The sequence below is a fragment of the Streptomyces sp. NPDC002671 genome (assembly GCF_053592475.1).
In genome coordinates this window covers 118,231-144,225 of sequence record NZ_JBSFVU010000013.1, presented here as the reverse complement: position 1 = coordinate 144,225, position 25,995 = coordinate 118,231, and the positions used below count along the sequence as shown (strand labels likewise).

The following is a 25,995-nucleotide window of genomic DNA, read 5'->3' as shown; positions in this document are numbered from 1 at the left end:
GTTCGTCGGCGGTGGGGTTTTCCCCCGGATCCGGAGGGCGGTGCACCGCATGGCGCAGGCGGTGCATGGCGCGGCAGGCTAGCCGCCATGACCGCTCTGACGCCCGTCACCGACCGGACCGACGGCACCGACCGCCTGCCCCCGGCCCGGCTCGCCTACGGCGCGCACACCTGGAAGGAGATCACGCATCTCCTGCTGAACCTGCCGACGGCGCTGTTCGGCTTCGTCTACGTGTGCACGACGCTGTTCACCAGCGCGGCGCTCACCGTCACGGTGATCGGCCTGCCGCTGCTCGCGCTGTGCCTGCTGGGCGCCCGGCAGTTGGGCAAGCTGGAGCGGGCCCGGGCCCGCGCGCTGCTCGGCGTGCGGGTGGAGGAGCCGACTCCGCTGCCGATCGCCCGGCGCGGGGGCAAGCGCGGAAGCCCGCTGCAGCGGCTGTGGATGGCGCTGAAGGACCCGGTGGGCTGGCGCACGCTGCTGTACGACTTCATCCGGCTGCCCTGGGGCATCCTCACCTTCTGCACGGTGCTGACCTCGCTGTTCGTGCTATGGCCGGTGCTGCCGTTCATCGCGCGGGGCCTGGCGAACGTGGACCGGGCGATGGTGCGCGGACTGCTGTCGCCCTCGGACGAGCTGGAGCGCCGTATCGCCGAACTGGAGTCCGACCGCGGGGTCGTGGTCGACACGGCCGCCGCCGACCTGCGGCGCATCGAGCGCGACCTGCACGACGGCGCGCAGGCCCGGCTGGTCAACCTTGCGATGGGGCTCGGCCTCGCCAAGGAGAAGCTGCTGGAGGACCCCGACTCCGCCGCCGCGATGGTCGACGAGGCGCACGGCGAGGTGAAGCTGGCGCTCCAGGAGCTGCGCGATCTCGCCCGCGGCATCCACCCGGCCGTCCTGACCGACCGCGGCCTGGACGCGGCCCTGTCCTCCGTCGCCTCCCGCTGCACGGTGCCGGTCAAGGTGACGGCCGACCTGCCGACCCGGCCGGCCGCGGCCATCGAGGGCATCGCCTACTTCACCGTCTCCGAACTGCTCCAGAACATCAGCAAGCACAGCGGGGCACGCTCCGCCTCTGTCGAGGTGTGGCGCGCGGAGGAACGGCTGCTCATCCAGGTCCGCGACGACGGCCACGGCGGCGCGCGGCTGGACGGCGGCACCGGGATGCGGGGGCTGGCGGAACGGCTGGGCGCGGTCGACGGCCTCTTCGTGGTCGACTCCCCGGCCGGCGGCCCGACGGTGGTCACCGCAGAACTGCCGTGGCGGGACCGGCAGGAGCCGTAGCCCGTAGGGGTCGAAATCCGTGAGGGGTGGGGAAAACCCCCGGTTCAAGACGCCGACGGCCTCCATGGCCCGCGGACCTGCGGCAGAGCAGGGTGGAGACGAAGGTACGGCGGCACCGCCGGTCGGACGAGGGGAACGGAACGAGACCGATGGCCACGGAACACGGGCAGGGATACGGATACGGACAGGGGTACGGGCACGGCCACGGCTCCCACGGCTACGACTCCCGCAGCTACGACGACGAACCGCGCCGCCTCCTCCCCACCGTCCTGCGCGCTCCCTTCGAGGCGCGCGCCTGGCGCGAGTTCGGCTACGTCCTGCTGAGCCTGCCGGTCGCGATCGTGCTGTTCACCTGGACGGTGACGATGGTGTCCCTGGGCGCGGGCCTGCTCGTGACCTTCCTCGGCATCCCGGTGCTCGCGGCGGCGCTCGCCGGCTGCCGCGGCTTCGGCGCGCTGGAGCGGACGCGGGCGCGCGGGCTGCTGCACCTGGAGGTGGACGAACCGGAGCCGCTGCGGATGCGCGCCCCGGGCGCGATGGCATGGGTCGGCGCGGTCCTCAAGAGCGGCACGTCCTGGCGGAACCTGCTGTACGCGCTGGTGCAGTTCCCGTGGGCGGTGTTCTCGTTCACCGTCGCGGTGACCTTCTGGTCGTGCAGCCTGTCGCTGCTGACCTACCCGCTGTGGTTCTGGGTGTTCCCGATGTACACCGGCCAGGGCGGTCTCCAGCTCTACGGCGACGAGCACCACCGGATCTACCTCGACAACCCCTTCGAGATCACCGTGACCGCGCTGGTCGGGCTGGTGTTCACGCTCGCCACGCCGTGGATCGTACGGGCGCTGACGACGGTGGACGGGCTGCTGGTGCGCGGTCTGCTCGGCCCGTCGCGGCTGTCGGCGCGGGTGGTGGAGCTGGAGTCGGACCGGGGGGTCGTGGTCGACACGGCCGCCGCCGACCTGCGGCGCATCGAGCGCGACCTGCACGACGGCGCGCAGGCCCGGCTGGTCGCGCTGGCCATGGACCTGGGGCTGGCGAAGGAGAAGCTCCGGGAGGACCCGAAGGCGGCTGCGCGGATGGTGGATGAGGCGCACGGCGAGGTGAAGACCGCGCTCCAGGAACTGCGCGATCTCGCCCGCGGCATCCACCCGGCCGTCCTGACCGACCGCGGCCTGGACGCGGCCCTGTCCGCCATAGCCTCCCGCTGCACCGTCCCGGTGAAGGTGGAGGTCGACCTTCCGGCCCGCCCGGCCGCGGCGATCGAGGGCATCGCCTACTTCACCGTCTCCGAGCTGCTCCAGAACATCAGCAAGCACAGCCGCGCCCGGTCCGCCACGGTGGACGTGTGGCGCGCGGAGAACCGGCTGATGCTGCAGGTGGCGGACGACGGCGTGGGCGGCGCGGACACGTCCCGGGGCTCGGGCCTGGCCGGACTCGCCGGGCGCCTGGACGCGGTGGACGGCGTCCTGGTCGTCGACTCGCCGGCGGGCGGCCCCACCCGGGTGATCGCCGAACTGCCCTGGCGCGGCTGAGAGCACACCGGGGCGAAATCGCCAGAGGCCATTGCCGGCCACCGGCAACTAAACCGGCAACCGTACAGATAATCTGCGTGCCTGATAACCCGGCTCAAGCGCGCCACGATCGCAATCCTGGAATGCTTGTGCTCCGTACAAAGGTTGTCATCAGAGGAACGGTGCGGAGGTTCAGGCTGTGGGGGGCCGGGAGATCGTGGAGAACAGAGTGCGCGTCGTCATCGCCGAGGATTCAGTACTGCTCCGGGAGGGCCTGACCCGGCTGCTGACGGACCGCGGACATGAGGTCGTGGCCGGTGTCGGGGACGCGGACGCGCTGATCAGGACCATCGCCGACCTCGACGCCCAGGGCGCGCTGCCCGACGTGGTGGTGGCCGACGTGCGGATGCCGCCGACCCACACCGACGAGGGCGTCCGGGCGGCCGTACGGCTGCGCAAGCAGTATCCGGGGCTCGGCGTGCTGGTGCTGTCGCAGTACGTGGAGGAGCGCTACGCCACCGAACTGCTGGCCGGCTCCAGCCGGGGCGTGGGCTACCTGCTCAAGGACCGGGTTGCCGAGGTGCGGGAGTTCGTCGACGCGGTGGTGCGGGTGGCCCAGGGCGGTACGGCGCTGGACCCGGAGGTCGTCGCACAGCTGCTCGGCCGCAGCCGCAAGCAGGACGTGCTGGCCGGGCTCACACCGCGCGAGCGCGAGGTGCTGGGCCTGATGGCGGAGGGCCGCACGAACTCGGCCGTCGCCAAACAGCTGGTGGTCAGCGACGGGGCCGTGGAGAAGCACGTCAGCAACATCTTCCTCAAGCTCGGCCTGTCCCAGAGTGAGGGGGATCACCGGCGTGTTCTCGCCGTTCTGACCTATCTGAATTCGTGATGCTGACACTCTGTCAACAGCAGGGTCAAACCTTCGGGGGCGAGCAAGCATGAGCAGTCAGTACGAAAGATCGTCTCGGCAACGCGGCGCGGGTTCTCCTCGGCGCCGCGACGAAAGACCGTCCCAAAGACGTGAGAAGCCTGAGAAGCACGGAACGCCGTCTCAGAAATCCGTCCACCATGCGGATGCCCTCGGGAAGGCGACCCTAACCGACGTAGGGTTGATCCTGGGATGGTCCGTGAGACGACCATGCCCGGACAGCCGCCTCGAAGGAGGTCAAGTTCAGTGACCAGCCAGGTCAGCAGCCCAGCCGAACAGGCCGACGGAACCGTCGTCGGTGAGCAGCGCACACCGGGCGGAGCCAAGGACGTACGGCGCCTGGACCGGGTGATCATCCGGTTCGCCGGGGACTCGGGTGACGGCATGCAGCTCACCGGTGACCGGTTCACCTCGGAGACGGCGACCTTCGGCAACGACCTTTCGACGCTCCCGAACTTCCCCGCCGAGATCCGTGCCCCTGCCGGCACGCTGCCGGGTGTCTCCTCGTTCCAGCTCCACTTCGCGGACCACGACATCCTCACGCCGGGCGACGCGCCGAACGTGCTGGTCGCGATGAACCCTGCCGCACTGAAGGCCAACATCGGCGACCTGCCGCGCGGCGCGGAGATCATCGTCAACACGGACGAGTTCACCAAGCGGGCCCTGCAGAAGGTCGGCTACGCGGCCTCGCCGCTGGAAGACGGCTCCCTGGACGGCTACAACCTCCACCCGGTGCCCCTGACCACGCTGACCGTGGAGGCGCTGAAGGAGTTCGACCTGTCCCGCAAGGAGGCCGAGCGCAGCAAGAACATGTTCGCGCTCGGGCTGCTGAGCTGGATGTACCACCGGCCCACCGAGGGCACCGAGAAGTTCCTGCGGTCGAAGTTCGCCAAGAAGCCCGACATCGCGGAGGCGAACATCACCGCGTTCCGGGCGGGCTGGAACTTCGGCGAGACGACGGAGGACTTCGCCGTCTCCTACGAGGTCGCCCCGGCCACGCACGCATTCCCGGTCGGCACCTACCGGAACATCTCCGGCAACCTGGCCCTGGCCTACGGTCTGGTCACCGCGTCCCAGCAGGCGGACCTGCCGCTGTTCCTGGGCTCGTACCCGATCACCCCGGCCTCGGACATCCTGCACGAGCTGAGCAAGCACAAGAACTTCGGCGTACGCACCTTCCAGGCCGAGGACGAGATCGCCGGCATCGGTGCCGCGCTGGGCGCCGCCTTCGGCGGCTCCCTCGCGGTGACCACGACGAGCGGCCCCGGCCTTGCGCTCAAGAGCGAGACGATCGGCCTCGCGGTCTCGCTGGAGCTGCCGCTGCTGGTGGTCGACATCCAGCGCGGCGGGCCGTCGACGGGTCTGCCGACCAAGACCGAGCAGGCCGACCTGCTCCAGGCGATGTTCGGCCGCAACGGCGAGGCGCCGGTCCCGGTGGTCGCCCCGAAGACCCCGGCCGACTGCTTCGACGCGGCCCTGGAGGCGGCCCGGATCGCCCTGACGTACCGGACGCCGGTGCTGCTGCTCTCCGACGGCTACCTGGCCAACGGCTCGGAGCCGTGGCGCATCCCGGACCTGGACGAACTGCCTGACCTGCGTGTCCAGTTCGCCTCCGGCCCGAACCACACCCTTCAGGACGGCACCGAGGTCTTCTGGCCCTACAAGCGGGACCCGCAGACCCTGGCCCGCCCCTGGGCCCTGCCGGGCACGCCGGGTCTGGAGCACCGCATCGGCGGCATCGAGAAGCAGGACGGCACCGGGAACATCTCCTACGACCCGGCCAACCACGACTTCATGGTCCGTACCCGCCAGGCCAAGATCGACGGCATCACGGTGCCCGACATCGAGGTCGACGACCCGCAGGGCGCCCGGACCCTGGTCCTCGGCTGGGGCTCCACCTACGGCCCGATCACGGCGGCGGTACGGCGGCTGCGCGCGGAGGGCATCCCGATCGCGCAGGCCCACCTGCGCCACCTCAACCCGTTCCCGGCCAACCTCGGCAGTGTGCTCGGGCAGTACGACAAGGTCATGGTCCCCGAGATGAACCTCGGCCAGCTCGCCACCCTGATCCGGGCGAAGTACCTGGTCGACGCGCACTCCTACAACCAGGTCAACGGCATGCCGTTCAAGGCGGAACAGCTCGCCACCGCGCTCAAGGAGGCCATCCATGACTGACGCCACCAACGGGCTGCTCCAACTGGTCCCCAAGGCCGAGGCCAAACAGTCCATGAAGGACTTCAAGACGGACCAGGAGGTGCGCTGGTGCCCGGGGTGCGGTGACTACGCGATCCTGGCCGCCGTCCAGGGCTTCATGCCCGAACTGGGACTGGCCCGGGAGAACATCGTCTTCGTCTCCGGGATCGGCTGCTCCTCCCGCTTCCCGTACTACATGAACACCTACGGGATGCACTCCATCCACGGCCGCGCCCCCGCCATCGCCACCGGCCTGGCCTCCTCCCGCCGCGACCTGAGCGTGTGGGTGGTCACCGGCGACGGCGACGCCCTCTCCATCGGCGGCAACCACCTGATCCACGCCCTGCGCCGCAACGTCAACCTGAAGATCCTGCTGTTCAACAACCGGATCTACGGCCTGACCAAGGGCCAGTACTCGCCGACCTCCGAGGTCGGCAAGATCACCAAGTCGACGCCGATGGGCTCCCTGGACGCGCCCTTCAACCCGGTGTCGCTGGCGATCGGCGCGGAGGCCTCGTTCGTGGCCCGCACCATCGACTCCGACCGCAAGCACCTCACCGAGGTGCTGCGTGCCGCCGCCGACCACCCGGGCACCGCGCTGATCGAGATCTACCAGAACTGCAACATCTTCAACGACGGCGCCTTCGACGCCCTCAAGGACCGGCAGCAGGCCGAGGAGGCGCTGATCCGGCTGGAGCACGGGCAGCCGATCCGCTTCGGCCACGACGGCACGCGCGGTGTCGTACGCGACCGGCAGACCGGTGATCTGAAGGTGGTGACGGTGACGCCGGAGAACGAGGCGGACCTCCTGGTGCACGACGCGCACGCCGCGTCCCCCACCACCGCCTTCGCCCTGTCCCGGCTGGCCGACCCGGACACCCTGCACCACACCCCGATCGGCGTGTTCCGCTCCGTCGAGCGGCCGGTCTACGACACCGCGATGGCCGAGCAGCTCGACACAGCCATCGAGCAGCGCGGCAAGGGCGACCTGGCCGCCCTGCTGGCCGGCGGGGACACCTGGACGGTCGTCGGCTGACGCACGCCTGTCAGCAACACCTGTTGATCACGAGGCCCGGGACGAGAGCTCCCGGGCCTCGTCGTATGCGCGGCGGGCCTTCTCCACCCGGTCCATGCGGCGGTCCGTCCACTCGGCCAGCGCGCGCACCTGCTCCGCCGCCTCACGGCCGAGGTCGGTCAGCGAGTAGTCGACGCGGGGCGGGATGACCGGCTTGGCGTCCCGGTGGACCACGCCGTCGCGCTCCAGGGTCTGCAGGGTCTGGGTGAGCATCTTCTCACTGACGCCCCGCCCGCCCCAGCGGCTGACGGCCCGGCGCAGCTCGCTGAACCGGTACGGCCGCTCCAGCAGCTCGATCAGGACCAGGACACCCCAGCGGCTCGTGACGTGCTCCAGGACGAGCCGGTGCGGACACATGGCCTCGGCCTCGGCGGACGCCACGTGCTTACTTACTGCCATGCCAGTACCTTACTTCAAAGTGGGTACTTTCACTTGGTTAGCGCATCTCCTAGGGTCAGTGGCAGTTCGCACCCCACAGGGACCCCAAGGAGATGGGCACACCATGAGCATCGTCGTCACCGGAGCCACCGGTCACCTCGGCCGCCACGTCGTGGAGCAGCTGCTGGAGAAGGTTCCGGCGGAGCAGATCACCGCCGTCGTGCGCGACGAGGCCAGGGCCGCCGGCTTCGCCGCCCGCGGCGTGAAGCTCGCCGTGGCCGACTACAACGCGCCCGAGACCTTCGACGGCCTCTTCGCGGCCGGTGACAGGGTCCTGCTGATCTCCGGCAACGAGTTCGACAAGGGGCGGGTCGGGCAGCACTCGGTCGTCATCGACGCCGCCAGGGCCGCGGGCGTGGCGCTGCTCGCGTACACCAGCGCCCCGGGCGGCCTGACGGCCCCGCTCGCCGACGACCACCGGGCCACCGAGGAGGTGCTGGTCGCCTCCGGTGTGCCCTACGTACTTCTGCGCAACAGCTGGTACCACGAGAACTACACCGAGCACCTCGCGCCCGTGCTGGAGCACGGCGCGGTCGTCGCGGCGGCGGGCGAGGGCCGGGTCTCCTCGGCCTCCCGCGCCGACTACGCGGCTGCGGCGGTCGCGGTGCTGACCGGCGAGGGGCACGAGAACGCGACGTACGAGCTGGGCGGCGACGAGGCGTGGAGCTTCGCCGAGTACGCGGCCGAGCTGAGCCGGCAGACCGGCAGGGAGATCGGCTACAGCGAGGTCACGGTCGAGGCCCTGGAGGGCATCCTGGCCGGCGCCGGCATGCCCGGTCCGATGGCCGCAATCCTGGCCGGCGTGGACGCGTCGATCGAGAAGGGCGAGCTGGTCATCTCCTCGGGCGACCTCGCCCGCCTGGCCGGCCGCCCGACCACCCCGCTGGCCGAGGCGATCACCGCAGCACTCAAGGCCTGAGCCCTGCACCGGGCCCCGCCTGTCATGACCGTATAGCAATACGGACATGACAGGCGGGGCCGCTCGGCGCTACCTTCGTCCTCGCGTGCGTCCGTCGCCGCATGCGTGCGCGAGGTGAGAGGGAGGGTCCGTGGCCGGGACATCCAGAGGTGAACAGCGGATAGGTCTGCTGAACGGCTTCGCCGCGTACGGCATGTGGGGACTGGTCCCCATGTTCTGGCCCCTGCTCAAGCCCGCCGGAGCGGTGGAGATCCTGGCCCACCGGATGGTGTGGACCCTCGGCTTCGTCGCCGTCGCCCTGCTCGTCACACGGCGCTGGGCCTGGGCCAAAGAGCTGCTGCGGCAGCCGCGGCGGCTGGGGCTCGTGGTGCTGTCCGCCGCCGTCATCACCGTGAACTGGGGCGTCTACATCTGGGCCGTGAACTCCGGCCACGTGGTCGAGTCCTCCCTCGGCTACTTCATCAACCCCCTGGTGACCATCGCGCTGGGCGTGCTGATCCTCAAGGAGCGGCTGCGGCCCGTGCAGTGGGCGGCGGTGGCGATCGGCGGCGCCGCGGTCGTCGTCCTGACCGTCGGCTACGGCCGTCCGCCGTGGATCTCCCTCTGCCTCGCCTTCAGCTTCGCCGCCTACGGGCTGGCGAAGAAGAAGGTCGGACTCGGCGGTCTGGAGTCGCTCGCCGCCGAGACAGCGGTCCAGTTCCTGCCCGCGCTCGTGTTCCTGCTCTGGCTCACCGCGCGCGGCGACTCCACCTTCACCACCGGCAGCACCGGGCACTCCGCCCTGCTCGCCTCCACCGGCATCATCACGGCTCTGCCGCTGGTCTGCTTCGGCGCGGCGGCGATCCGCGTCCCGCTGTCCACGCTGGGCCTGCTCCAGTACCTGGCCCCGGTCTTCCAGTTCCTCCTCGGCATCGTCTACTTCCACGAGGCCATGCCGCCGGAACGCTGGGCCGGCTTCGCCCTGGTCTGGCTGGCCCTGCTCCTCCTCACGGCGGACGCCCTGCGCTTCGCCAGGAGGCCGCGGCGACCGAGGGAAGAAGCCGTACTGCCGTCCCGGGTGGAGACTCCCGACTCGGCTGCGGTCGAGGCCTGACGGGCCGTTGTCAGTGCCGCACGGCAACGAGTTCTGGATGCGGTAGCCGGAGTCGGGGTCGGCTACGCCTGGGCGGCGGCCTTCGCCGCCCGGTCGGCCAGGCGGACCATGCGGGCGCGGGCGGACTCCAGGGGGTGCGGGTCGTCGGCCGCGGGGCCCGGTTCCGCCGCGAGGTCCGCCCACAGGGCGATCAGGTCGCGGCCCAGGCGCAGCCCCTCCTCGGGGTCGCGCACCGCGCGCCAGGCGGTGGCCGCGCTCTGCACGTTGCCGTACGCCGCCTCCGCGTCCTGCGCGTCCCGCCGCAGGCGGGCCAGGTCCAGGGAGAGCCGGCAGGCGCGGACCGGCTCGCCCGCCAAGTAGGCGATGTAGGCGGTCAGTTCGCGCAGGTGCAGCACCTCGGGGTGACGGGCACCCAGCACAGCGGTGGCCTCGGCGACCGTGTCGCCGGCCAGCTCCGCCGCCGCCTCGATACGGCCCGCCCGCACGGCCTCGTTGATCCGCGTCAGTGGCTCGGTGAGCAGCTCGGCCCCCTCCGCGGTCTCGGTCACGGGCCCGTCCCCCAGCACCTCCTCCGCCACGGCGTCGAACCCCCGGGCGGGGGTGTGCCCGGAGACGAACCCGGCCTCGGGGTCGGGCAGGGGGGCGGGCGCGGGTTCCGGGTCGGGTACGGCAGCGGCGGCAGGGCGGGACTCCATGACCGGCACCGGACCGAACTGGCCCGTCGGCGCCTGCACCGTGCCCGGCGGCACGGCCGCGCCCGCCCGCGGTCCCACCCGGGTCGGCTGTCCCGCCACCCGGCTGGAGCCGTCCGCCGAGACCTCCAGGGGGACCACGCAGCCGGCGGACTCGTCGTGGATCGTGGCCCGTATCGGGGCACCGACGCTCATGGCCAGGCGCTGGAGATGGTCCAGGACGGCCTGCTGGATGTCCTCGCCCGGCGCCGCCTCCACCGCCGTCCCGCCCACCGACGCGCTGCCCGTGCCGGACACCCGGACGTGCACCAACGCCGGGTGCGCCACGGGCTGCTGCACCCGCTTCTTCTCGAAGCTGAGTCGAGACATCAGTTTTCCCTCACTCCCCCGGCGCCGCGATCCGGTTGTACGCGTCCTACCGACCAGTCTGTCTGTTCCCCTCGGCTTACGCGTAACCACGACGTCACAGCCTCGCACCAGCCGCACCCAAGTTTATTGCGTGTGCATATAATGCAGGTGCCTTTATTCGCTCATCTGGGGGACCCATGCGCCGCTTTCTCTTCGTCCTCGGCAGCGCCCGCGCCGACGGCAACACCGAACTGCTGGCCCGCAAGGCCGCCGAACAGCTGCCCGGTGACGTCGAACAGCGCTGGATCCGGCTCGCCGAACACCCGCTGCCCGACTTCGTGGACCTGCGGCACGACGACGACCACGTACGGCCGCCCGTGGACACCGAAACCGGCCTGCTGCTCGACGCCACGCTCGCGGCGACGGACATCGTGATCGTCTCGCCGCTGTACTGGTACTCGGTGTCCGGCCTCACGAAGCGCTACCTGGACTACTGGTCGGGCTGGCTGCGCGTCCCCGGCTTCAAGGACACCATGGCCGGGCGCACCCTCTGGGGCGTCGCCGCGCTGGCGGACCGCGAGCCGTCGGTCGCCGATCCCTACGTCGGCACCCTGAACAACTCGGCCGCCTACATGAAGATGTGCTTCGGCGGCGTCCTGCTGGGCAACGGCACCCGGCCCGGCGACGTCCTGAAGGACACCGACGCGCTGGCGCGCGCGAAGACGTTCTTCGCGCAGAAGGCACCCCTCGCGCGCTTCCCGTACGAGACGGCTGCCGCCCTGGCGGCTACGCGCTGATGTCCTTCGTCGTGAACCGCGCCCAGGCCGCCGATCCGAACACGGCCGCGTACAGCGCCTGCAGGCCGAGGTTCTTCATCAGGTCGTCCCAGTAGACGGGGTCGCGCATCAGGTCCGCGAAGGACAGCCAGTAGTGCGGGAAGAAGTACGGCTGGAGCGCGTGCAACTGGGGTATCTGGTCGAGGATCTGGACCGTGATCAGCAGACCGACGGTGGTCGCCATCGCCGCGATGCCGCTGTTGGTCAGGGTCGACACGAACAGGCCGAGGGCCGCGACGCCGACGAGTGAGGCGGCGACGACCAGGGCTATCAGCAGGGCGCGGCCGAGCCCCTCGGTGAAGCTGATGCGGGTGCCCGAGATGGTCGTCAGATCCCCGAGCGGGAACAGCAGTGCGCCGACGAGCAGCGCCGAGCCGGCGACGACCAGGGTGGCCAGCAGGCAGAACGCCATGACGGTCGTGTACTTGGTGAGCAGCAGGCGGGTGCGGCCGGCCGGGGCGACCAGCAGATAGCGCAGGGTGCCCCCGCCCGCCTCCCCCGCGACCGCGTCGCCGGCGATCACGCCTACGGCCATCGGCAGGAAGAACGGCAGGGTCGCCGCGAGCGCCGTGAACACCAGGAACAGGCCGTTGTTGGTGATCTGAGCGATGAACGCCGGGCCCTCGCCGTTCCCGCCGTGCGCCGCGGCGCCGCCCCGCGTCTCGACCTTGACCGAGATCCCGACCAGCACCGGCACCGCGGCCAGCACGCCGAGCAGCGCGAGGGTGCGCCAGCGCCGGAGGGTGGTGACCAGTTCGCTGCGCAGCAGCCCGAAGGTCCACAGCGGACTCGGCCGCGCGGCAACGGCCGCAGCCGGTGCCGCCTGGAGTGTCTCAGCCCGCGACATCGAAGCCCTCCCCCGTCAGTGCCACGAACGCGTCCTCCAGCGAGGCCCGTTCGAGTGTGAAACCCCGGACGCGGACGCCCGCGGTGACCAGCGCGGCGTTCACCTCGGCGAGGTCCCGTCCGGGCGGCTCGGCGGTCACCCGGTCGCCGTCGGCGACGACGTCCCCGACGCCCTGCTCCTTCAGCACGCGTGCCGCCTCGGCCGCGTCCGGCGTCGTCACCACGAGCCGGCCGCGCGCCCCGGCGGCCAGATCGGCCACCGCGCCCTGGGTGATCAGCCGGCCCTGTGCCATGACCGCCGCGTGCGTGCACACCTGCTCGATCTCGTCGAGAAGGTGGGAGGAGAGGAAGACGGTCGTGCCGTCGGCAGCCAACTCCCGTATCAGGGCCCGGATTTCACGCATGCCCTGCGGGTCGAGGCCATTGGTCGGCTCGTCCAGGACGAGCAGTCTGCGCGGCTGGAGCAGCGCGGCGGCCAGCCCCAGGCGCTGCTTCATGCCGAGCGAGTACGCCTTCGCCTTCTTGCCCGCGGCGGCGCCGAGTCCGACCCGGTCCAGCGCGGCGGAGACCCGGGCGCGCCGGGTGCGCGGGTCGGCGGTCGGGTCGGCGGCGTCGTAGCGCAGCAGGTTGTCCCGGCCGGAGAGGAAGCCGTACAGGGCGGGGCCCTCGATGAGCGCGCCGACCTGCGGGAGGACGGCGCGCGCCGAGCGCGGCATGGCTTGGCCCAGGACGCGGGCGGAGCCCGAGGTCGGCTCGATCAGCCCCATCAGCATGCGGATGGTGGTGGTCTTTCCGGAGCCGTTCGGGCCGAGGAAGCCGAAGACGCTGCCCGCCGGGACGGTCAGGTCGAGACCGTCGACGGCGAGCTGTCCACCGCGGTAGCGCTTGGTGAGGCCGCGCGTGGCGATGACGCTCGCCGCCGCGTCCCCGGGCCCCCGCTGCGTGGCGGACGGTGCGTCCATCGGCTCCCTCGTCTCGTCGTGCTCCAGTCGTACTCCAGGGGGACCCGTGAGGCCCCCCTGCCCCGATTCATCGCCCCTGATTCGGGGTTACTTCCCCTCGTTCGCCGCCTTCACCAGCGCGTCCTTGGTGACCGTGCCGGCGTACGCCTTGCCGTTGTCCGTGATCAGGGCGTTGACCAGGCGGGTGTGGAAGACGGTGCCCTTGCCGAACTTCCCGGACACCTTGTCGCCGAGCGAGCCGAGGAAGCCGCCGAACGCACCGCCCTTGTTGCCGCTGGGCAGGCCGCCCTTGGCGCCGGTGTCGAAGACGGCTATGGAGTTCCAGCCCTTGCCGAGGACCTTGTGGCCCCCCATGCCCGCCATGCCCTTGCCGAAGTCCTCGCCGGGCCTCGGCGCGTGCTGCCGTGCCCTGGACTCCTTCTTCTCCTCGGTGACCTTCGCGCCCTTGGGCGGGGTGAAGTCGAAGGTGCGGGCGGCCGGTTCGGCGAAGGAGACCTGGGTGAAGCCGACGTCGAGGACGGCCGCGCCGCCGCTCGCCGGGGTCAGCGTGAACTTCAGCGGCTGACCCGTCTTCGCGTCCACGGCGATACTGATCGCGCCGACCGTGCTGCCGGACTGCCTGGGCTTGATCAGCAGCTTGTAGGCGTCGCGGCCGGCGACCTGGGCGGTGCCGTCGACGGTGACGGACGTGGTGTCGTCCACCGACTTCAGGGCCTGGTCGGCGAAGTCCTTGGGCGTGGCCGGGGGCTCGGCCCGGTGCTCCTTGGCCGAGTCCGCCGAGGTGCCGTGGTAGACCTCGTTGCTCTTGCTGTCGTAGCCCCACACGTCCTTGCCGTTGTGGATGAGGCTGTACTCGGCGCCGCTCTCCAGCAGAGACAGCTTCTGCCGGTCGGGGCCGTCGAGGGCCACGCGCAGGGTGTGCGTGCCGGAGACCAGCTCGGTGAGCTTCGCCTTCGGGTCCGCGGTCGAGCCGGCGCCGTTGCCGCCCCGGGCCGCGCCGGACATCAGGCTGTTCTCCAGGCCACCGAAGTTCGGCAGGCCGAGGTCGGTGTCGATCTTCACCGTGCCGGACAGTTGCTGCACGTCCGACTTGGCTATCTTCTCGATGAGCTGCTGTGCGGTGATCTTCGGCAGGTCGGGGTCTCCGGAGGCGGCGAGCGCCGGGACGAGCCCGATCGTGGCCGCCGCCACCCCCACCACCGCGACCGGGACGACGTACCGGGCGGCCTTGCGGCGTCCGGTACGCAGGTCCCCGTCCTGCGCGACGTCCGTTGCGTCGTCGGATTCGTACGGTGCCATGTGTGCCTTACCTCCGTCGTCGGCGGCGGCTGTCCTCACGCTGGTCCACCTGAGCCGCCATTCTCACCCGAATCGGTGAGGAGTGGTGATTTCCGTGGTTCCCATCTGACCAAATCGGCCGTGAGGAAGCGTCAGACCTCGGAGCCAACTCCGTGTACGCCTGCGGTATGACACGAAAGGGCGGCAGCTCCACCCGACCCGTAGGGGTCGTCCCGAAGCCGGGCTCAGCCGGCCCGGAACACCACCGCGTCGCACAGTTCCGTCAGCGCCGCCTTGGCGTCGCCCTCGGGCAGCGGGGCCAGCGCGGCGCGCGCCTCTTCGGCGTAGCGGACGGCGTCCCGGCGGGCCTGCTCCAGCGCGGGGTGTGCGCGCAGCGCGGCAAGCACCTCGGCGTGCCGGGCGCCGTCGCTGAGGTCGGAGTCCAGCAGCTCGCACAGCGCGAGGTCCTCGGGCAGCCCCAGCTTGGCCGCCCGCTCGCGCAGCCGGAGCACGGGCAGGGTCGGGATGCCCTCGCGCAGGTCGGTGCCGGGGGTCTTGCCGGACTCGTGCGAGTCGGAGGCGATGTCCAGGACGTCGTCCGAGAGCTGGAAGGCGACACCGAGCCGCTCGCCGTACTGGGTGAGGACGTCGACGACCGTCTCGTCGGCGCCGGACATCATCGCTCCGAACCGGCACGAAACCGCCACCAGCGCGCCCGTCTTGCCGCTGAGCACGTCCAGGTAGTGGTCGACCGGGTTACGGCCGTCCGAGGGACCCGCGGTCTCCAGGATCTGACCGGTGACCAGCCGTTCGAAGGCGAGGGCCTGCACCCGGACCGCCTCGGGGCCGAGGTCGGCGAGGATCTGGGAGGCGCGGGCGAAGAGGAAGTCGCCGGTGAGGACCGCGACGGAGTTGCCCCAGCGGGTGTTGACGCTGTCCACGCCGCGTCGCACGGCGGCCTCGTCCATGACGTCGTCGTGGTACAGCGTGGCGAGGTGGGTCAGCTCCACCACGACGGCGGACGGCACCACGTTCGGCGCGTACGGGTCACCGAAGCGCGCCGCGAGCATCACGAGCAGCGGCCGGAAACGCTTCCCGCCGGCCCGGACGAGGTGCTGCGCGGCCTCGGTGATGAACGGGACCTCGCTCTTGGTGGCTTCGAGCAAACCTTCCTCGACAGCCGCCAATCCGGCCTGGACATCGGCTTCGAGAGCCTGGTCCCGCACGCTCAGCCCGAACGGCCCGACGACGGTCACGAGGGGTCTCCTGTCTGCTGTGTCTCTGTTGGCGATTGCACGGTTTGTCGATAGGTCGCCGCTATCACTTCAAGTCAGCGTATCCGGTCCGCTTTCGATCACCGATAGCGCCCACCGCTCGAGACACTCATGCACATCCGTACGTCCTACCCCCACGACTCCCACCGGCGGACGGTACGAGGGGGTACGCGCACGTATGGCGGACCCTGACGGACGCGCCGGTCCCCGCGCCGCGTCGGCGAGTCGTGGCGAGAGCCGCGGCCGGCCGCTGAACCCTCCGAAATCACCTGTGACGCGGACCACTTTCCTGCCTCCAACGGGTGAAGCGAATCCCCCGAAACCCCCGAATCGCCCGAATCCCCTTAATACCTCATGCCCGATTTGCCATATTTCGCTCATTCGTGAGTTGGGTCACTCACACCCATTGGAACGCCCTGCCGGGAATAGCTGCCCCCACCCCTTCCCACCCCTTGTCGTAAAGGTGAGTTGAGCGTTGGCAACTGCAAAGGATCAAGTGCCACATTCGGAACAGATCAAGGTCAATTGGGTTGATCTACGAATCTGGTACTTGTTCCGGACATGTGCTCTCGCATACGTTCCGGGCCATCAGGCGGACGCCGAATCCTGCCGCCGCCTGAAAGACCCATCGACGAACTCATTTCGTACGGCAGGAGCGGGGGACCCAGGTAAGCCGCCGGCCCGGTCGACACATGTCGCACCGGAACGGCTAGGGGTGAAGTCGTGCCGTCTCGACGGCCCGGCCGGGCACTCCCCAGCCCGAACCCGACAGCTCACCTCGCAGGCGCCGGAGAGGACTTCCCCATGTCTGCTGCCGCTCAGCCCCGCCGCACCCGGAACAACCGCCTCGTCCGCGCGCTCGTCGCCGCCGGCACCGGCGCCGCCGTACTCGCGATCCCGCTCATCGGCGCCACGAGCGCCTCGGCCGCCGGCAGGACGACGACGACCGCCGCCACCACCCTCGCGGGGTACCCGAACAACCTTGACGGCTGGATCCGCGAGTCCCTCGCGATCATGGCTCAGAAGGGCATCCCGGGCAGCTACAACGGCATCTACCGCAACATCATCCGGGAGTCCTCGGGCAACCCCAACGCCATCAACCTCTGGGACTCCAACGCGGCCAAGGGCATCCCGTCCAAGGGCCTGCTCCAGGTCATCGACCCGACGTTCAACGCGTACCACGTGATCGGAACGTCGTTCAACATCTACGACCCGGTCGCGAACATCACCGCCGCCTGCAACTACGCCGCCGCGCGCTACGGTTCGATCGACAACGTCTTCAGCGCGTACTGACATACCCCCCGGTCAGTCGGTCGGGAACAGTCTTTCGAGGACGACGGCGATGCCGTCGTCCTCGTTCGACTTGGTGAGCTCGTCGGCGACCGCCTTGAGTTCGGGGTGCGCGTTGGCCATGGCGACGCCGCGGCCGGCCCAGGCGAACATCGGGATGTCGTTGGGCATGTCACCGAAGGCGAGGGCCTGTTCGGCGCCGATGCCCAGCAGGTCGGCGGCGAGCGCGAGCCCGGTCGCCTTGGTCACCCCGCCGGGCTGGAGTTCCACGGTGCCCGGCCCCGACATGGTGACCGTCGCCAGCGAGCCCACGACCGAGCGCGCGAGCGCCGCCAGCGCGTCGTCGGACAGGTCGGGATGGCGCAGCAGCACCTTGCTGATGGGCTCCGCCCACAGGTCGTCGCGGCGGCCGACCCGCACCGCGGGCAGGGTCGGATGGGGCATCCGGTACCCGGGCTCGATGAGCGTGAGCCCGTCCACGCCATCCTGGTCGACGGCCGCGTGGACCTGCCCGACCTCGGCCTCGATCTTGCCGAGCGCGGTCTCGGCCAGCTCCCGGTCGAGCCGCACCGACCACACCAGGCGGTCGGCTCCGGCGTCGTAGACCTGCGCGCCCTGCCCGCACACCGCGAGCCCCGTATATCCGAGGTCGTCCAGCAGGGGCCGCACCCTGGGGGCCGGGCGGCCCGTCACCACCAGGTGCCGGGCGCCGGCCCGCGCCACCCGCGCGAGCGCGGCGCGCGACCGATCGGAGACGGTGTCGTCGCCGCGCAGCAGCGTCCCGTCCAGGTCGGTGGCGATCAGTGAATACGCGGGGGAGGCGGCCATGATCAGAGAATACGGACCTCGCGCCCCGCCCGACTCCCCCTGTCACCCTGTGCACTTATGTACTTCCCAGCGCCAAGTGGGGCCATTCGCTTGCCTGATGGCCTCCTTCGTACGAGTGGAGCGGCCGAGCCGTGGGCCGCCCGCGGACCGGATCCATCCCGTCCGCCCCCAAAGGGAGCCAAGCGGGGATTGCCACCCCCGACAAGACTTATTCGGACATCCAGAACTCTTCAGTCATCACCCGCACAACCCTTCAGGCACTGCCCAAGACACCTGCCTCCGCCGTAACGTGTGGCGCGACCACATGGAACGCATCGCCGCGCAAGGCGCCGGATGAGAGTGAGGCAGTACCCCATGCCCCCCTTCGACGTCCCCGAGGGTGACCCCTTCGGTCCGCACAACCTTCCCTATGGCGTCTTCTCGCCCTCCGGCAGCACGGAGCGGAGGGTCGGCGTCCGGCTCGGGGACCACGTCCTCGACGCGGGCGCCGCGGCCACCGCCCTCGGCTCGCCGCACCAGGCGCTGCTCGCGAAGCCCACCCTCAACCCACTGCTGGCCGCCGGCCGCACGGCCTGGTCCGAGGTGCGGCGCGCGCTGACCGCCTGGGTGACGGAGCCCGCGCACCGCGAGACGGTCGAACCGCTGTTCCACCCGCTGTCCGAGGTCACCCTGCACCTGCCGTTCGAGGTGGCGGACTACGTCGACTTCTACGCCTCGGAGAACCACGCGCGGAACGTCGGCCAGATCTTCCGCCCGGACGCCGCGGACTCCCTCACCCCCAACTGGAAGCACCTGCCGATCGGTTACCACGGCCGCTCCGGCACGGTCGTCGTCTCCGGCACGGATGTCGTACGGCCCTCCGGGCAGCGCAAGGCGCCGGCCGACCCCGCCCCCGTCTTCGGCCCGTCGGTCCGGCTGGACATCGAGGCCGAGGTCGGCTTCGTCGTGGGCACGCCGTCCGAGCTGGGCACGCCGGTCGCGCTGGGCGACTTCAGGAAGCACGTCTTCGGGCTGTGCCTGCTGAACGACTGGTCCGCGCGCGACATCCAGGCCTGGGAGTACGTGCCCCTCGGCCCCTTCCTCGGCAAGTCCTTCGCCACCTCGGTGTCCGCGTGGATCACCCCGCTGGCGGCGCTGGAGCACGCGCGCGTGGCGCCGCCGGAGCGCACGCACCCGCTGCTGCCCTACCTGGACGACACGGCCGAGGGCGGGCAGCCGGACGGCTACGACCTGCGGATCTCCGTGGCGATCAACGGCCATGTGGTCGCCGAGCCGCCGTTCTCCACCATGTACTGGACCGCCGCCCAGCAGCTCGCCCACATGACGGTGAACGGGGCCTCGCTGCGCACCGGCGACCTGTACGGCTCGGGCACGGTCAGCGGCCCGGAGCAGCACCAGCGCGGCTCCCTGCTGGAGCTGACCTGGAACGGCCGCGACGCCCTCGAACTCCCGGACAGCAAGCGCACGTTCCTGGAGGACGGCGACGTGGTCACCATGTCGGCGTGGGCGCCGGGGCCGGACGGGAACCGGGTGGGCCTGGGCGAGGTCAGCGGGCGGATCGTGTCGGGCTGACCTCCGGGAGCCGAGGGCGCAGTTGAGAGACAGGAGTCACCGGCGGGGTGAGCGTCACCCCGCCGGTCCCCGGACTCGGCACGCGAAGGAGGCGGACTCGAAGGAGGGCGGGCGGATCCCCGTCGGGGACTGCCTCTTGGCGCCCCTCGCCGTCATACTGGCGGGACACGCACCACCCCTCTCCCGCACACACTCCGACCCCGACCAGGACGGTGCCCCGGTATGACCGTCTGCCTGCTCCTGCTGAGCGTCGTCGCCCTGACGGCCGCCGTACCGGCGCCGCGTGCCCTGACCCGGGCCAGCTGGCCCGAGCGGGAACCCGTGGTCGCGCTGTGGGTGTGGCAGTGCCTGGTCGCCACGGTCCTGATGTGCTGCCTGGCCGCGCTGATCCTCGGTGCGGCGGCCGTCTTCCACACCGTCCGCGACCGCGTGTTCGCCCCGGCACCGCCCGCCGTCACCGCCGCGTACGACCTCTCGTCCGCGCCGGTGTGGGCGGTCACCCTCACGGTGCTGCTGGCCTGCGGGGCCGCCTGGACGACGGCGATGCTGGCCCGGGAACTCGCCGAGGCCCGCCGGCGCCTCGGCCAGACCCGCGCGCAACTGCGCGAACGCGCCCCGGAACTCCCGGCCGGGCTACCGGCCGCGCGGGGCCCGATGCTGGTGCTGGAGGACGAGTACCCGGACGCCTGGTGGATGCCCGGGCATCCGCCCCAGCTGGTCGTCACCACCGGGGCGCTGCAGCGCCTGACCGACCACCAGCTGGACGCGGTCCTCACTCACGAGCGGGGTCACGCCCGTGCCCACCACGACTGGCTGCTGCACCTGTCCACGGCACTCGCCACGGGCTTCCCGCGCGTGCCGCTGTTCGCCCACTTCTGCGACCAGACCCACCGCCTGGTCGAACTCGCCGCCGACGACACCGCGTCCCGCCGCTGCGGCCACCTCACCACGGCCCTCGCGCTGATCGAGCTGAACCAGCACCGGGGCGTCCTCTCCTGCGCCTCCAGCCGCCGCCTGCTGGGCGAGCGCGTGGACCGCCTCCTGGAGCCCCCGCCGCGGCTGCTGCGACGGCAGCGGGCGCTGACGACGACGGTGGCCGCGCTGGTGCCGTTGCTGCCGCTGCTGATCACGTTCGCCCCGGGACTGTCGGCGCTGTCCTGAGCCCCCTGGGGGCTGCCGCCCCCAGACCCGCCCCCACCCCCGCAGGCGCCCGAGTGGCAGCTCGCTATATCCAGTCGTCCGGCTCCGGCTCCTCGCCCCACTCCGGCCAGTCGTCCTCCGGGGACTCACCGGGCGCTGGCACGGTGGCGGCGGCCGTGCCGGAGCCGTCCAGGGAGGACAGCACCCCCAGTACCCCCTCCCCGTACGTCGCCAGCTTCTTCTCGCCCACGCCGCCGACCGTGCCCAGCTCCCGCACCGAGGCGGGACGGCGGGTGACGATCTCCCGCAACGTGGCGTCGTGGAAGATGACGTACGCCGGGACGCCCTGCTCCCGGGCCTGCTCGGCGCGCCAGGCCCGCAGGGCCTCGAAGGCGGGGAGCAGCTCGTCGGGCAGCTCGGCCGCGGCGGCCTTGGCCTTGCCTCCGCCCCGGGCGGAGCCCGCGCCCGAACCCGACCGGGAGGCGGCCGGCTTCTTCGGCTCCTTGCGCAGCGGGACCTCGCGCTCGCTCCGCAGCACCGAACCGCTCGTCTCGGTGAGCACCAGCGTGCCGTACTCGCCCTCGACCGCGAGCAGCCCCTGGGCCAGCAGCTGGCGGACGACGCCCCGCCACTCGCCCTCGGCGAGGTCCTGGCCGATGCCGAAGACGGACAGCTGGTCGTGGTCGAACTGGATCACCTTGCCGGTGCGCTTGCCGAGCAGGATGTCCACGATCTGCAGGGCGCCGAACTTCTGCCCGCGCTCCCGCTGCAGCCGCACCACCGTCGAGAGCACCTTCTGCGCGGCGACCGTGCCGTCCCAGGTCTCCGGCGGGGTGAGGCAGGTGTCGCAGTTGCCGCAGCCCGCCGGGGCGGGTTCCTGGCCGAAGTAGGCGAGCAGCTGTCCGCGGCGGCACCGGGCCGTCTCGCACAGCGCGAGCATCGAGTCGAGGTGGGCCGCGGCCCGGCGGCGGAAGGCCTCGTCGCCGTCGCCGGACTGGATCAGCTTGCGCTGCTGTATGACGTCGTTCAGGCCGTACGCCATCCACGCATTGGACGGCAGACCGTCGCGGCCCGCGCGGCCGGTCTCCTGGTAGTAGCCCTCGATCGACTTGGGCAGGTCCACGTGGGCGACGAAGCGCACGTCCGGCTTGTCGATGCCCATGCCGAAGGCGATGGTCGCCACCACGACCAGGCCGTCCTCGCGCAGGAACCGGGACTGGTGCGCCGCGCGCGTGCCCGCGTCCAGACCCGCGTGGTACGGCACCGCCTCGATGCCGTTGGCGGTGAGGAACTCCGCCGTCCGCTCCACCGAGTTGCGCGAGAGGCAGTACACGATGCCGGCGTCGCCCGCGTGCTCCTCCCGGAGGAAGGCGAGGAGCTGCTTCCTGGGGTCGGCCTTGGGCACGATCCGGTACTGGATGTTGGGCCGGTCGAAGCTGGCCACGAAGTGGCGGGCCGCCGGCAGGTGCAGCCGCTCGGTGATCTCCTGGTGGGTCGCGTGGGTGGCCGTCGCGGTGAGGGCGATCCGCGGGACGTCCGGCCAGCGCTCGCCGAGGAGGGACAGGGCCAGATAGTCGGGGCGGAAGTCGTGGCCCCACTGGGACACGCAGTGCGCCTCGTCGATCGCGAAGACGGAGATCTTGCCGCGGGAGAGCAGGTCGAGCGTGGCGTCCAGCCGCAGCCGCTCCGGGGCCAGATAGAGCAGGTCCAGCTCGCCCGCGAGGAACTCGGCCTCGACCACGCGCCGCTCGTCGAAGTCCTGCGTGGAGTTGATGAAGCCGGCCCGCACGCCGAGGGCGCGCAGGGCGTCCACCTGGTCCTGCATGAGCGCGATCAGCGGCGAGACCACCACGCCCGTACCGGGTCTGACCAGGGCCGGGATCTGGTAGCAGAGCGACTTGCCGCCACCGGTCGGCATGAGGACGAGGGCGTCGCCGCCCGCCACCACATGCTCGATGATCGCTTCCTGCTCGCCGCGGAAGGCCTCGTACCCGAACACCCGGTGCAGCGTGGCCAGCGCCTCGCTCCCGGCCGCGCCCGGCACCTCGGTCACGCCCTGCATCTCCCTGATCCCGCCTGTCCCGTCCATCGTCCTGTCCCCCGTCGGTCCCCCGTGTGCCGTCCGTCGACCACTGCATCCACGATAGGGGCCCGGACCGACAGCCTCGGAGTTATCCACAGGCTCGGCCCACTGTCCGAACGGCACGGCGGCCCGGCTCCCCCGAGGGATGCCGGGCCGCCGCCCGCACGGCAGGCGCCGCGTCAGCGCACGAACACACCCGCCTGGCTCGCCAGGTCCAGGAAGTACTGCGGCGCCACACCGAGCACCAGCGTGACCGCCACACCGATGCCGATCACTGCCGAGGTCAGCGGCGAGGGCACCGCCACGGTCGGGCCCTCCGGCTTCGGCTCGCTGAAGAACATAAGCACGATCACGCGGATGTAGAAGAACGCGGCGATCGCCGAGGAGATCACACCGATCACCACCAGCGGGGCCGCGCCGCCGTCCGCCGCCGCCTTGAACACGGCGAACTTCCCGGCGAAGCCGGAGGTCAGCGGGATACCGGCAAAGGCCAGCAGGAACACCGCGAACACGGCCGCCACCAGCGGGGAGCGGCGGCCGAGGCCGGCCCACTTCGACAGGTGGGTGGCCTCGCCGCCCGCGTCGCGCACCAGCGTGACCACGGCGAACGCGCCGATCGTCACGAACGAGTACCCGGCCAGGTAGAAGAGGACCGACGACACGCCGTCCTTCGAGGTCGCGATGACACCCGCGAGGATGAATCCGGCGTGCGCGATGGACGAGTACGCCAGCAGCCGCTTGATGTCGGTCTGTGTGATCGCGACGATCGCGCCGCCCAGCATGGTGACGATCGCCACCGCCCACATGACCGGCCGCCAGTCCCAGCGCATGCCGGGCAGGACGACGTAGAGCAGGCGGAGCAGCGCGCCGAACGCCGCCACCTTCGTCGCCGAGGCCATGAAGCCGGTCACCGGGGTCGGCGCGCCCTGGTAGACGTCGGGCGTCCACATGTGGAACGGCACCGCGCCCACCTTGAACAGCAGGCCCATCACGATCATCGCGCCGCCGATCAGCAGCAGCGCGTCGTTGCCCATGGTGTTGGCCAGGGCCGGGTCCACGTTGGTGACCGTGCCGTCGACGACCTGCGCGATACGGCCGTACGACACCGAGCCGGCGTAGCCGTACAGCAGCGCGATGCCGAACAGCGTGAACGCCGAGGCGAACGCGCCGAGCAGGAAGTACTTGACCGCGGCCTCCTGCGACATCAGCCGCTTGCGGCGGGCCAGCGCGCACAGCAGGTACAGCGGCAGGGAGAAGACCTCCAGGGCCACGAACAGCGTCAGCAGGTCGTTGGCCGAGGGGAACACCAGCATGCCGGCGACCGCGAAGAGCAGCAGCGGGAACACCTCGGTGGTGGTGAAACCGGCCTTGACCGCCGCCTTCTCGCTGTCGCTGCCCGGCACGGAGGCGGCCTGCGCGGTGAAGGAGTCGACCCGGTTGCCGTGCGCCGCCGGGTCCAGGCGCCGCTCGGCGAAGGTGAACAGGCCGACCAGACCGGCCAGCAGGATCGTGCCCTGCAGGAACAGGGCCGGTCCGTCGACGGCGATCGCCCCCATGGCCGCGATGTGCGCCTTCGTGGTGCCGTACCCGTCGGTCGCGAGCGCGAGGACCGCGGCGAACGCGGCACAGAGCGCGACGACGGACACGAATACCTGCGCGTAGTACCGGGCCTTCCGCGGGACGAACGCCTCGATGAGGACCCCGACCAGCGCGGCGCCGAGGACGATCAAGGTCGGCGACAATTGTCCGTACTCGATTTTCGGCGCGTCGATCTTCGAGATCGGGCCGGCCGCGGCTGCCGCGGTTGTCCACAGGCTGTGGACGGCTACTGCGCTCACTTGGCCGCCTCCACCTCGGGCTTGGGGTCCTTCTTGTGTACGTCGGACATGGTCTGCTTGACCGCCGGGTTGACGATGTCCGTGACGGGCTTCGGGTAGACCCCGAGGAAGATCAGCAGCACGATCAGCGGGGCGACCACCACCAGTTCCCGCACCCTGAGGTCGGGCATCGACGAGACCTCGGGCTTGACCGGGCCCGTCATCGTCCGCTGGTACAGGACGAGGGTGTAGAGCGCGGCCAGGACGATGCCGAAGGTGGCGATGATCCCGATCACCGGGTAGCGCGTGAACGTGCCGACCAGGACCAGGAACTCGCTCACGAACGGGGCGAGTCCGGGCAGCGACAGGGTGGCGAGGCCGCCGATCAGGAAGGTGCCGGCGAGCACCGGGGCGACCTTCTGCACGCCCCCGTAGTCGGCGATGAGCCGCGAGCCGCGCCGGGAGATCAGGAAGCCGGCGACCAGCATCAGCGCGGCCGTGGAGATGCCGTGGTTGACCATGTAGAGCGTGGCGCCGGACTGGCCCTGGCTGGTCATCGCGAAGATGCCCATGATGATGAAGCCGAAGTGCGAGATCGACGCGTAGGCCACCAGCCGCTTGATGTCCCGCTGGCCGACGGCGAGCAGGGCGCCGTAGACGATGCTGATCAGCGCCAGGACGAGGATGACGGGCGTCGCCCACTTCGACGCCTCCGGGAACAGCTGGAGGCAGAAGCGGAGCATCGCGAACGTGCCCACCTTGTCGACCACAGCGGTGATCAGGACAGCGACCGGGGCGGTGGACTCCTGCATCGCGTTGGGCAGCCAGGTGTGCAGCGGCCACAGCGGCGCCTTCACCGCGAAGGCGAAGAAGAAGCCGAGGAAGAGCCAGCGTTCGGTGCTCGTCGCCATGTGCAGCGAGCCGTTCGCGCGGGCCTGCGCGATCTCCTGGAGGCTGAAGCTGTCGGCCACCACGTAGAGGCCGATCACCGCGGCCAGCATGATCAGGCCGCCGACCAGGTTGTAGAGCAGGAACTTCACCGCCGCGTACGTCCGTTGCGTGGACGCAGCCGCCTCGCCGTGCTCGTGGGCACGGTCCCCGAAGCCGCCGATGAGGAAGTACATCGGGATGAGCATGGCTTCGAAGAAGATGTAGAAGACGAAGACGTCGGTGGCCTCGAAGGAGATGAGCACCATCGCCTCGACGGCCAGGATCAGGGCGAAGAAGCCCTGGGTGGGCCGCCATCGCTTGCTCCCGGTCTCCAGCGGGTCGGCGTCGTGCCAGCCCGCGAGGATGATGAACGGGATCAGCACGGCGGTCAGTGCGACGAGCGCCACCGCGATGCCGTCCACGCCCAGCTCGTAGCGGACCCCGAAGTCCTTGATCCAGGCGTGGGATTCGGTGAGCTGGTAGCGGGCGCCGTCCGGGTCGAAACGGACCAGGACGGTGACCGCCAGGGCGAGCGTGGCGAGCGAGACCAGCAGCGCCAGCCACTTGGCCGCGGTGCGCTGCGCGGCCGGCACGGCCGCCGTGGCGACGGCCCCGAGGGCCGGGAGCGCCGCGGTCGCTGTCAGCAGAGGAAAGGACATCG

At 71.0% G+C, this 25,995-nt stretch carries 21 protein-coding genes and 1 riboswitch; of the genes, 11 read left to right on the top strand and 10 right to left on the bottom strand.

What is annotated here, in order from left to right; genetic code table 11:
• Positions 1 to 87: 87 nt before the first annotated feature.
• The 5 genes from ACWD35_RS21645 to ACWD35_RS21625 all read left to right on the top strand — a co-directional run bounded on the left by ACWD35_RS21645 (position 88) and on the right by ACWD35_RS21625 (position 6,949).
• Positions 88 to 1,284 carry a sensor histidine kinase gene (locus tag ACWD35_RS21645; protein WP_451352921.1) on the top strand — a complete coding sequence of 399 codons (1,197 nt, stop codon included), beginning with the start codon at positions 88 to 90 and terminating at the stop codon, positions 1,282 to 1,284.
• Between the two features lie 149 nt (positions 1,285 to 1,433).
• Positions 1,434 to 2,813: a sensor histidine kinase gene (locus ACWD35_RS21640; RefSeq protein WP_451352920.1), complete on the top strand. Its 1,380-nt coding sequence runs from the start codon at positions 1,434 to 1,436 to the stop codon at positions 2,811 to 2,813.
• A 208-nt stretch (positions 2,814 to 3,021) separates the two neighbouring features.
• Positions 3,022 to 3,681: a LuxR C-terminal-related transcriptional regulator gene (locus ACWD35_RS21635; protein WP_451352993.1), complete on the top strand. Its 660-nt coding sequence runs from the start codon at positions 3,022 to 3,024 to the stop codon at positions 3,679 to 3,681.
• A 285-nt stretch (positions 3,682 to 3,966) separates the two neighbouring features.
• Positions 3,967 to 5,895, top strand: a complete 1,929-nt coding sequence (locus ACWD35_RS21630) for a 2-oxoacid:acceptor oxidoreductase subunit alpha (RefSeq protein ID WP_451352919.1) — start codon at positions 3,967 to 3,969, stop codon at positions 5,893 to 5,895.
• Positions 5,888 to 6,949, top strand: a complete 1,062-nt coding sequence (locus ACWD35_RS21625) for a 2-oxoacid:ferredoxin oxidoreductase subunit beta (protein WP_451352918.1) — start codon at positions 5,888 to 5,890, stop codon at positions 6,947 to 6,949. The genes ACWD35_RS21630 and ACWD35_RS21625 overlap by 8 nt, the downstream gene beginning before the upstream one ends.
• Before the next feature lie 27 nt (positions 6,950 to 6,976).
• Here ACWD35_RS21625 and ACWD35_RS21620 read toward each other — a convergent pair whose 3' ends face one another.
• Positions 6,977 to 7,387: a winged helix-turn-helix transcriptional regulator gene (locus ACWD35_RS21620; protein ID WP_451352917.1), complete on the bottom strand. Its 411-nt coding sequence runs from the start codon at positions 7,385 to 7,387 to the stop codon at positions 6,977 to 6,979.
• Positions 7,388 to 7,490: 103 nt separating this feature from the next.
• On the opposite strand from ACWD35_RS21620, the gene ACWD35_RS21615 reads away from it, so the two are divergent.
• Both ACWD35_RS21615 and rarD read left to right on the top strand, forming a co-directional pair.
• On the top strand, positions 7,491 to 8,345 hold the full coding sequence (locus tag ACWD35_RS21615; RefSeq protein ID WP_451352916.1) for an NAD(P)H-binding protein: 855 nt from the start codon (positions 7,491 to 7,493) through the stop codon (positions 8,343 to 8,345).
• 130 nt (positions 8,346 to 8,475) lie between these two features.
• A complete protein-coding gene (gene rarD, locus ACWD35_RS21610; protein ID WP_451352915.1) occupies positions 8,476 to 9,438 on the top strand; it encodes an EamA family transporter RarD in 963 nt (320 codons plus the stop codon).
• Between the two features lie 62 nt (positions 9,439 to 9,500).
• On the opposite strand, the gene ACWD35_RS21605 is transcribed toward rarD, so the two are convergent.
• Entirely contained in the window at positions 9,501 to 10,499 is a 999-nt protein-coding gene (locus tag ACWD35_RS21605; protein ID WP_451352914.1) for a hypothetical protein, read from the bottom strand.
• 176 nt (positions 10,500 to 10,675) lie between these two features.
• Here ACWD35_RS21605 and ACWD35_RS21600 point away from each other — a divergent pair, with 176 nt between their 5' ends.
• Positions 10,676 to 11,275, top strand: coding sequence for a flavodoxin family protein (locus tag ACWD35_RS21600; RefSeq protein WP_451352913.1), 600 nt, complete (start codon positions 10,676 to 10,678; stop codon positions 11,273 to 11,275).
• Here ACWD35_RS21600 and ACWD35_RS21595 read toward each other — a convergent pair.
• The 4 genes from ACWD35_RS21595 to ACWD35_RS21580 all read right to left on the bottom strand — a co-directional run bounded on the left by ACWD35_RS21595 (position 11,265) and on the right by ACWD35_RS21580 (position 15,656).
• The gene (locus ACWD35_RS21595) at positions 11,265 to 12,161 is read right to left on the bottom strand and encodes an ABC transporter permease (protein ID WP_451352912.1); all 897 of its coding nucleotides are present in this window, start codon (positions 12,159 to 12,161) and stop codon (positions 11,265 to 11,267) included. The two genes, ACWD35_RS21600 and ACWD35_RS21595, sit on opposite strands and share 11 nt — an antisense overlap.
• A complete protein-coding gene (locus ACWD35_RS21590) occupies positions 12,148 to 13,122 on the bottom strand; it encodes an ABC transporter ATP-binding protein (protein ID WP_451352911.1) in 975 nt (324 codons plus the stop codon). The genes ACWD35_RS21595 and ACWD35_RS21590 overlap by 14 nt, the downstream gene beginning before the upstream one ends.
• 87 nt (positions 13,123 to 13,209) lie before the next feature.
• Positions 13,210 to 14,421, bottom strand: coding sequence for a LolA family protein (locus ACWD35_RS21585; protein WP_451352910.1), 1,212 nt, complete (start codon positions 14,419 to 14,421; stop codon positions 13,210 to 13,212).
• A 224-nt stretch (positions 14,422 to 14,645) separates the two neighbouring features.
• Positions 14,646 to 15,656: a polyprenyl synthetase family protein gene (locus ACWD35_RS21580; RefSeq protein WP_451352909.1), complete on the bottom strand. Its 1,011-nt coding sequence runs from the start codon at positions 15,654 to 15,656 to the stop codon at positions 14,646 to 14,648.
• A gap of 637 nt (positions 15,657 to 16,293) precedes the next feature.
• Positions 16,294 to 16,474, top strand: a riboswitch (cyclic di-AMP (ydaO/yuaA leader).
• 4 nt (positions 16,475 to 16,478) lie between these two features.
• On the opposite strand from ACWD35_RS21580, the gene ACWD35_RS21575 reads away from it, so the two are divergent.
• Positions 16,479 to 16,967, top strand: coding sequence for a transglycosylase SLT domain-containing protein (locus ACWD35_RS21575; RefSeq protein ID WP_451352908.1), 489 nt, complete (start codon positions 16,479 to 16,481; stop codon positions 16,965 to 16,967).
• Between the two features lie 12 nt (positions 16,968 to 16,979).
• On the opposite strand, the gene ACWD35_RS21570 is transcribed toward ACWD35_RS21575, so the two are convergent.
• Positions 16,980 to 17,792 carry an HAD family hydrolase gene (locus ACWD35_RS21570; RefSeq protein WP_451352907.1) on the bottom strand — a complete coding sequence of 271 codons (813 nt, stop codon included), beginning with the start codon at positions 17,790 to 17,792 and terminating at the stop codon, positions 16,980 to 16,982.
• A gap of 354 nt (positions 17,793 to 18,146) precedes the next feature.
• Between ACWD35_RS21570 and fahA the strand changes: the two genes are divergently transcribed.
• Positions 18,147 to 19,364: a fumarylacetoacetase gene (gene fahA / locus ACWD35_RS21565; protein WP_451352906.1), complete on the top strand. Its 1,218-nt coding sequence runs from the start codon at positions 18,147 to 18,149 to the stop codon at positions 19,362 to 19,364.
• A 222-nt stretch (positions 19,365 to 19,586) separates the two neighbouring features.
• Positions 19,587 to 20,525 carry a M56 family metallopeptidase gene (locus ACWD35_RS21560; protein ID WP_451352905.1) on the top strand — a complete coding sequence of 313 codons (939 nt, stop codon included), beginning with the start codon at positions 19,587 to 19,589 and terminating at the stop codon, positions 20,523 to 20,525.
• A gap of 64 nt (positions 20,526 to 20,589) precedes the next feature.
• Here the strand turns inward: ACWD35_RS21560 and recQ are convergent, their stop codons facing one another.
• The 3 genes from recQ to ACWD35_RS21545 all read right to left on the bottom strand — a co-directional run bounded on the left by recQ (position 20,590) and on the right by ACWD35_RS21545 (position 25,993).
• Positions 20,590 to 22,593 (bottom strand): DNA helicase RecQ, encoded by a 2,004-nt coding sequence (gene recQ / locus ACWD35_RS21555; RefSeq protein WP_451352904.1) that lies wholly within the window; start codon positions 22,591 to 22,593, stop codon positions 20,590 to 20,592.
• 173 nt (positions 22,594 to 22,766) lie between these two features.
• Positions 22,767 to 24,425, bottom strand: coding sequence for an NADH-quinone oxidoreductase subunit NuoN (nuoN, locus tag ACWD35_RS21550; RefSeq protein ID WP_451352903.1), 1,659 nt, complete (start codon positions 24,423 to 24,425; stop codon positions 22,767 to 22,769).
• Complete coding sequence (locus ACWD35_RS21545; protein ID WP_451352902.1) at positions 24,422 to 25,993, bottom strand: NADH-quinone oxidoreductase subunit M; 1,572 nt, start codon at positions 25,991 to 25,993, stop codon at positions 24,422 to 24,424. Before ACWD35_RS21545 ends, nuoN begins: the two co-directional genes overlap by 4 nt.
• Between the last annotated feature and the right edge of the window lie 2 nt (positions 25,994 to 25,995).

What these genes read in the sequence shown, in the direction of transcription:
- ACWD35_RS21645 (WP_451352921.1), top strand. Translation starts at nt 88, where the DNA reads ATGACCGCTCTGACGCCCGTCACCGACCGGACCGACGGCACCGACCGC.
- ACWD35_RS21640 (WP_451352920.1), top strand. Translation starts at nt 1,434, where the DNA reads ATGGCCACGGAACACGGGCAGGGATACGGATACGGACAGGGGTACGGG.
- ACWD35_RS21625 (WP_451352918.1), top strand. Translation starts at nt 5,888, where the DNA reads ATGACTGACGCCACCAACGGGCTGCTCCAACTGGTCCCCAAGGCCGAG.
- ACWD35_RS21620 (WP_451352917.1), bottom strand. Translation starts at nt 7,387, where the DNA reads ATGGCAGTAAGTAAGCACGTGGCGTCCGCCGAGGCCGAGGCCATGTGT.
- ACWD35_RS21615 (WP_451352916.1), top strand. Translation starts at nt 7,491, where the DNA reads ATGAGCATCGTCGTCACCGGAGCCACCGGTCACCTCGGCCGCCACGTC.
- ACWD35_RS21605 (WP_451352914.1), bottom strand. Translation starts at nt 10,499, where the DNA reads ATGTCTCGACTCAGCTTCGAGAAGAAGCGGGTGCAGCAGCCCGTGGCG.
- ACWD35_RS21600 (WP_451352913.1), top strand. Translation starts at nt 10,676, where the DNA reads ATGCGCCGCTTTCTCTTCGTCCTCGGCAGCGCCCGCGCCGACGGCAAC.
- ACWD35_RS21595 (WP_451352912.1), bottom strand. Translation starts at nt 12,161, where the DNA reads ATGTCGCGGGCTGAGACACTCCAGGCGGCACCGGCTGCGGCCGTTGCC.
- ACWD35_RS21590 (WP_451352911.1), bottom strand. Translation starts at nt 13,122, where the DNA reads ATGGACGCACCGTCCGCCACGCAGCGGGGGCCCGGGGACGCGGCGGCG.
- ACWD35_RS21585 (WP_451352910.1), bottom strand. Translation starts at nt 14,421, where the DNA reads ATGGCACCGTACGAATCCGACGACGCAACGGACGTCGCGCAGGACGGG.
- ACWD35_RS21575 (WP_451352908.1), top strand. Translation starts at nt 16,479, where the DNA reads ATGTCTGCTGCCGCTCAGCCCCGCCGCACCCGGAACAACCGCCTCGTC.
- ACWD35_RS21570 (WP_451352907.1), bottom strand. Translation starts at nt 17,792, where the DNA reads ATGGCCGCCTCCCCCGCGTATTCACTGATCGCCACCGACCTGGACGGG.
- fahA (WP_451352906.1), top strand. Translation starts at nt 18,147, where the DNA reads ATGCCCCCCTTCGACGTCCCCGAGGGTGACCCCTTCGGTCCGCACAAC.
- ACWD35_RS21560 (WP_451352905.1), top strand. Translation starts at nt 19,587, where the DNA reads ATGACCGTCTGCCTGCTCCTGCTGAGCGTCGTCGCCCTGACGGCCGCC.
- recQ (WP_451352904.1), bottom strand. Translation starts at nt 22,593, where the DNA reads ATGGACGGGACAGGCGGGATCAGGGAGATGCAGGGCGTGACCGAGGTG.
- ACWD35_RS21545 (WP_451352902.1), bottom strand. Translation starts at nt 25,993, where the DNA reads ATGTCCTTTCCTCTGCTGACAGCGACCGCGGCGCTCCCGGCCCTCGGG.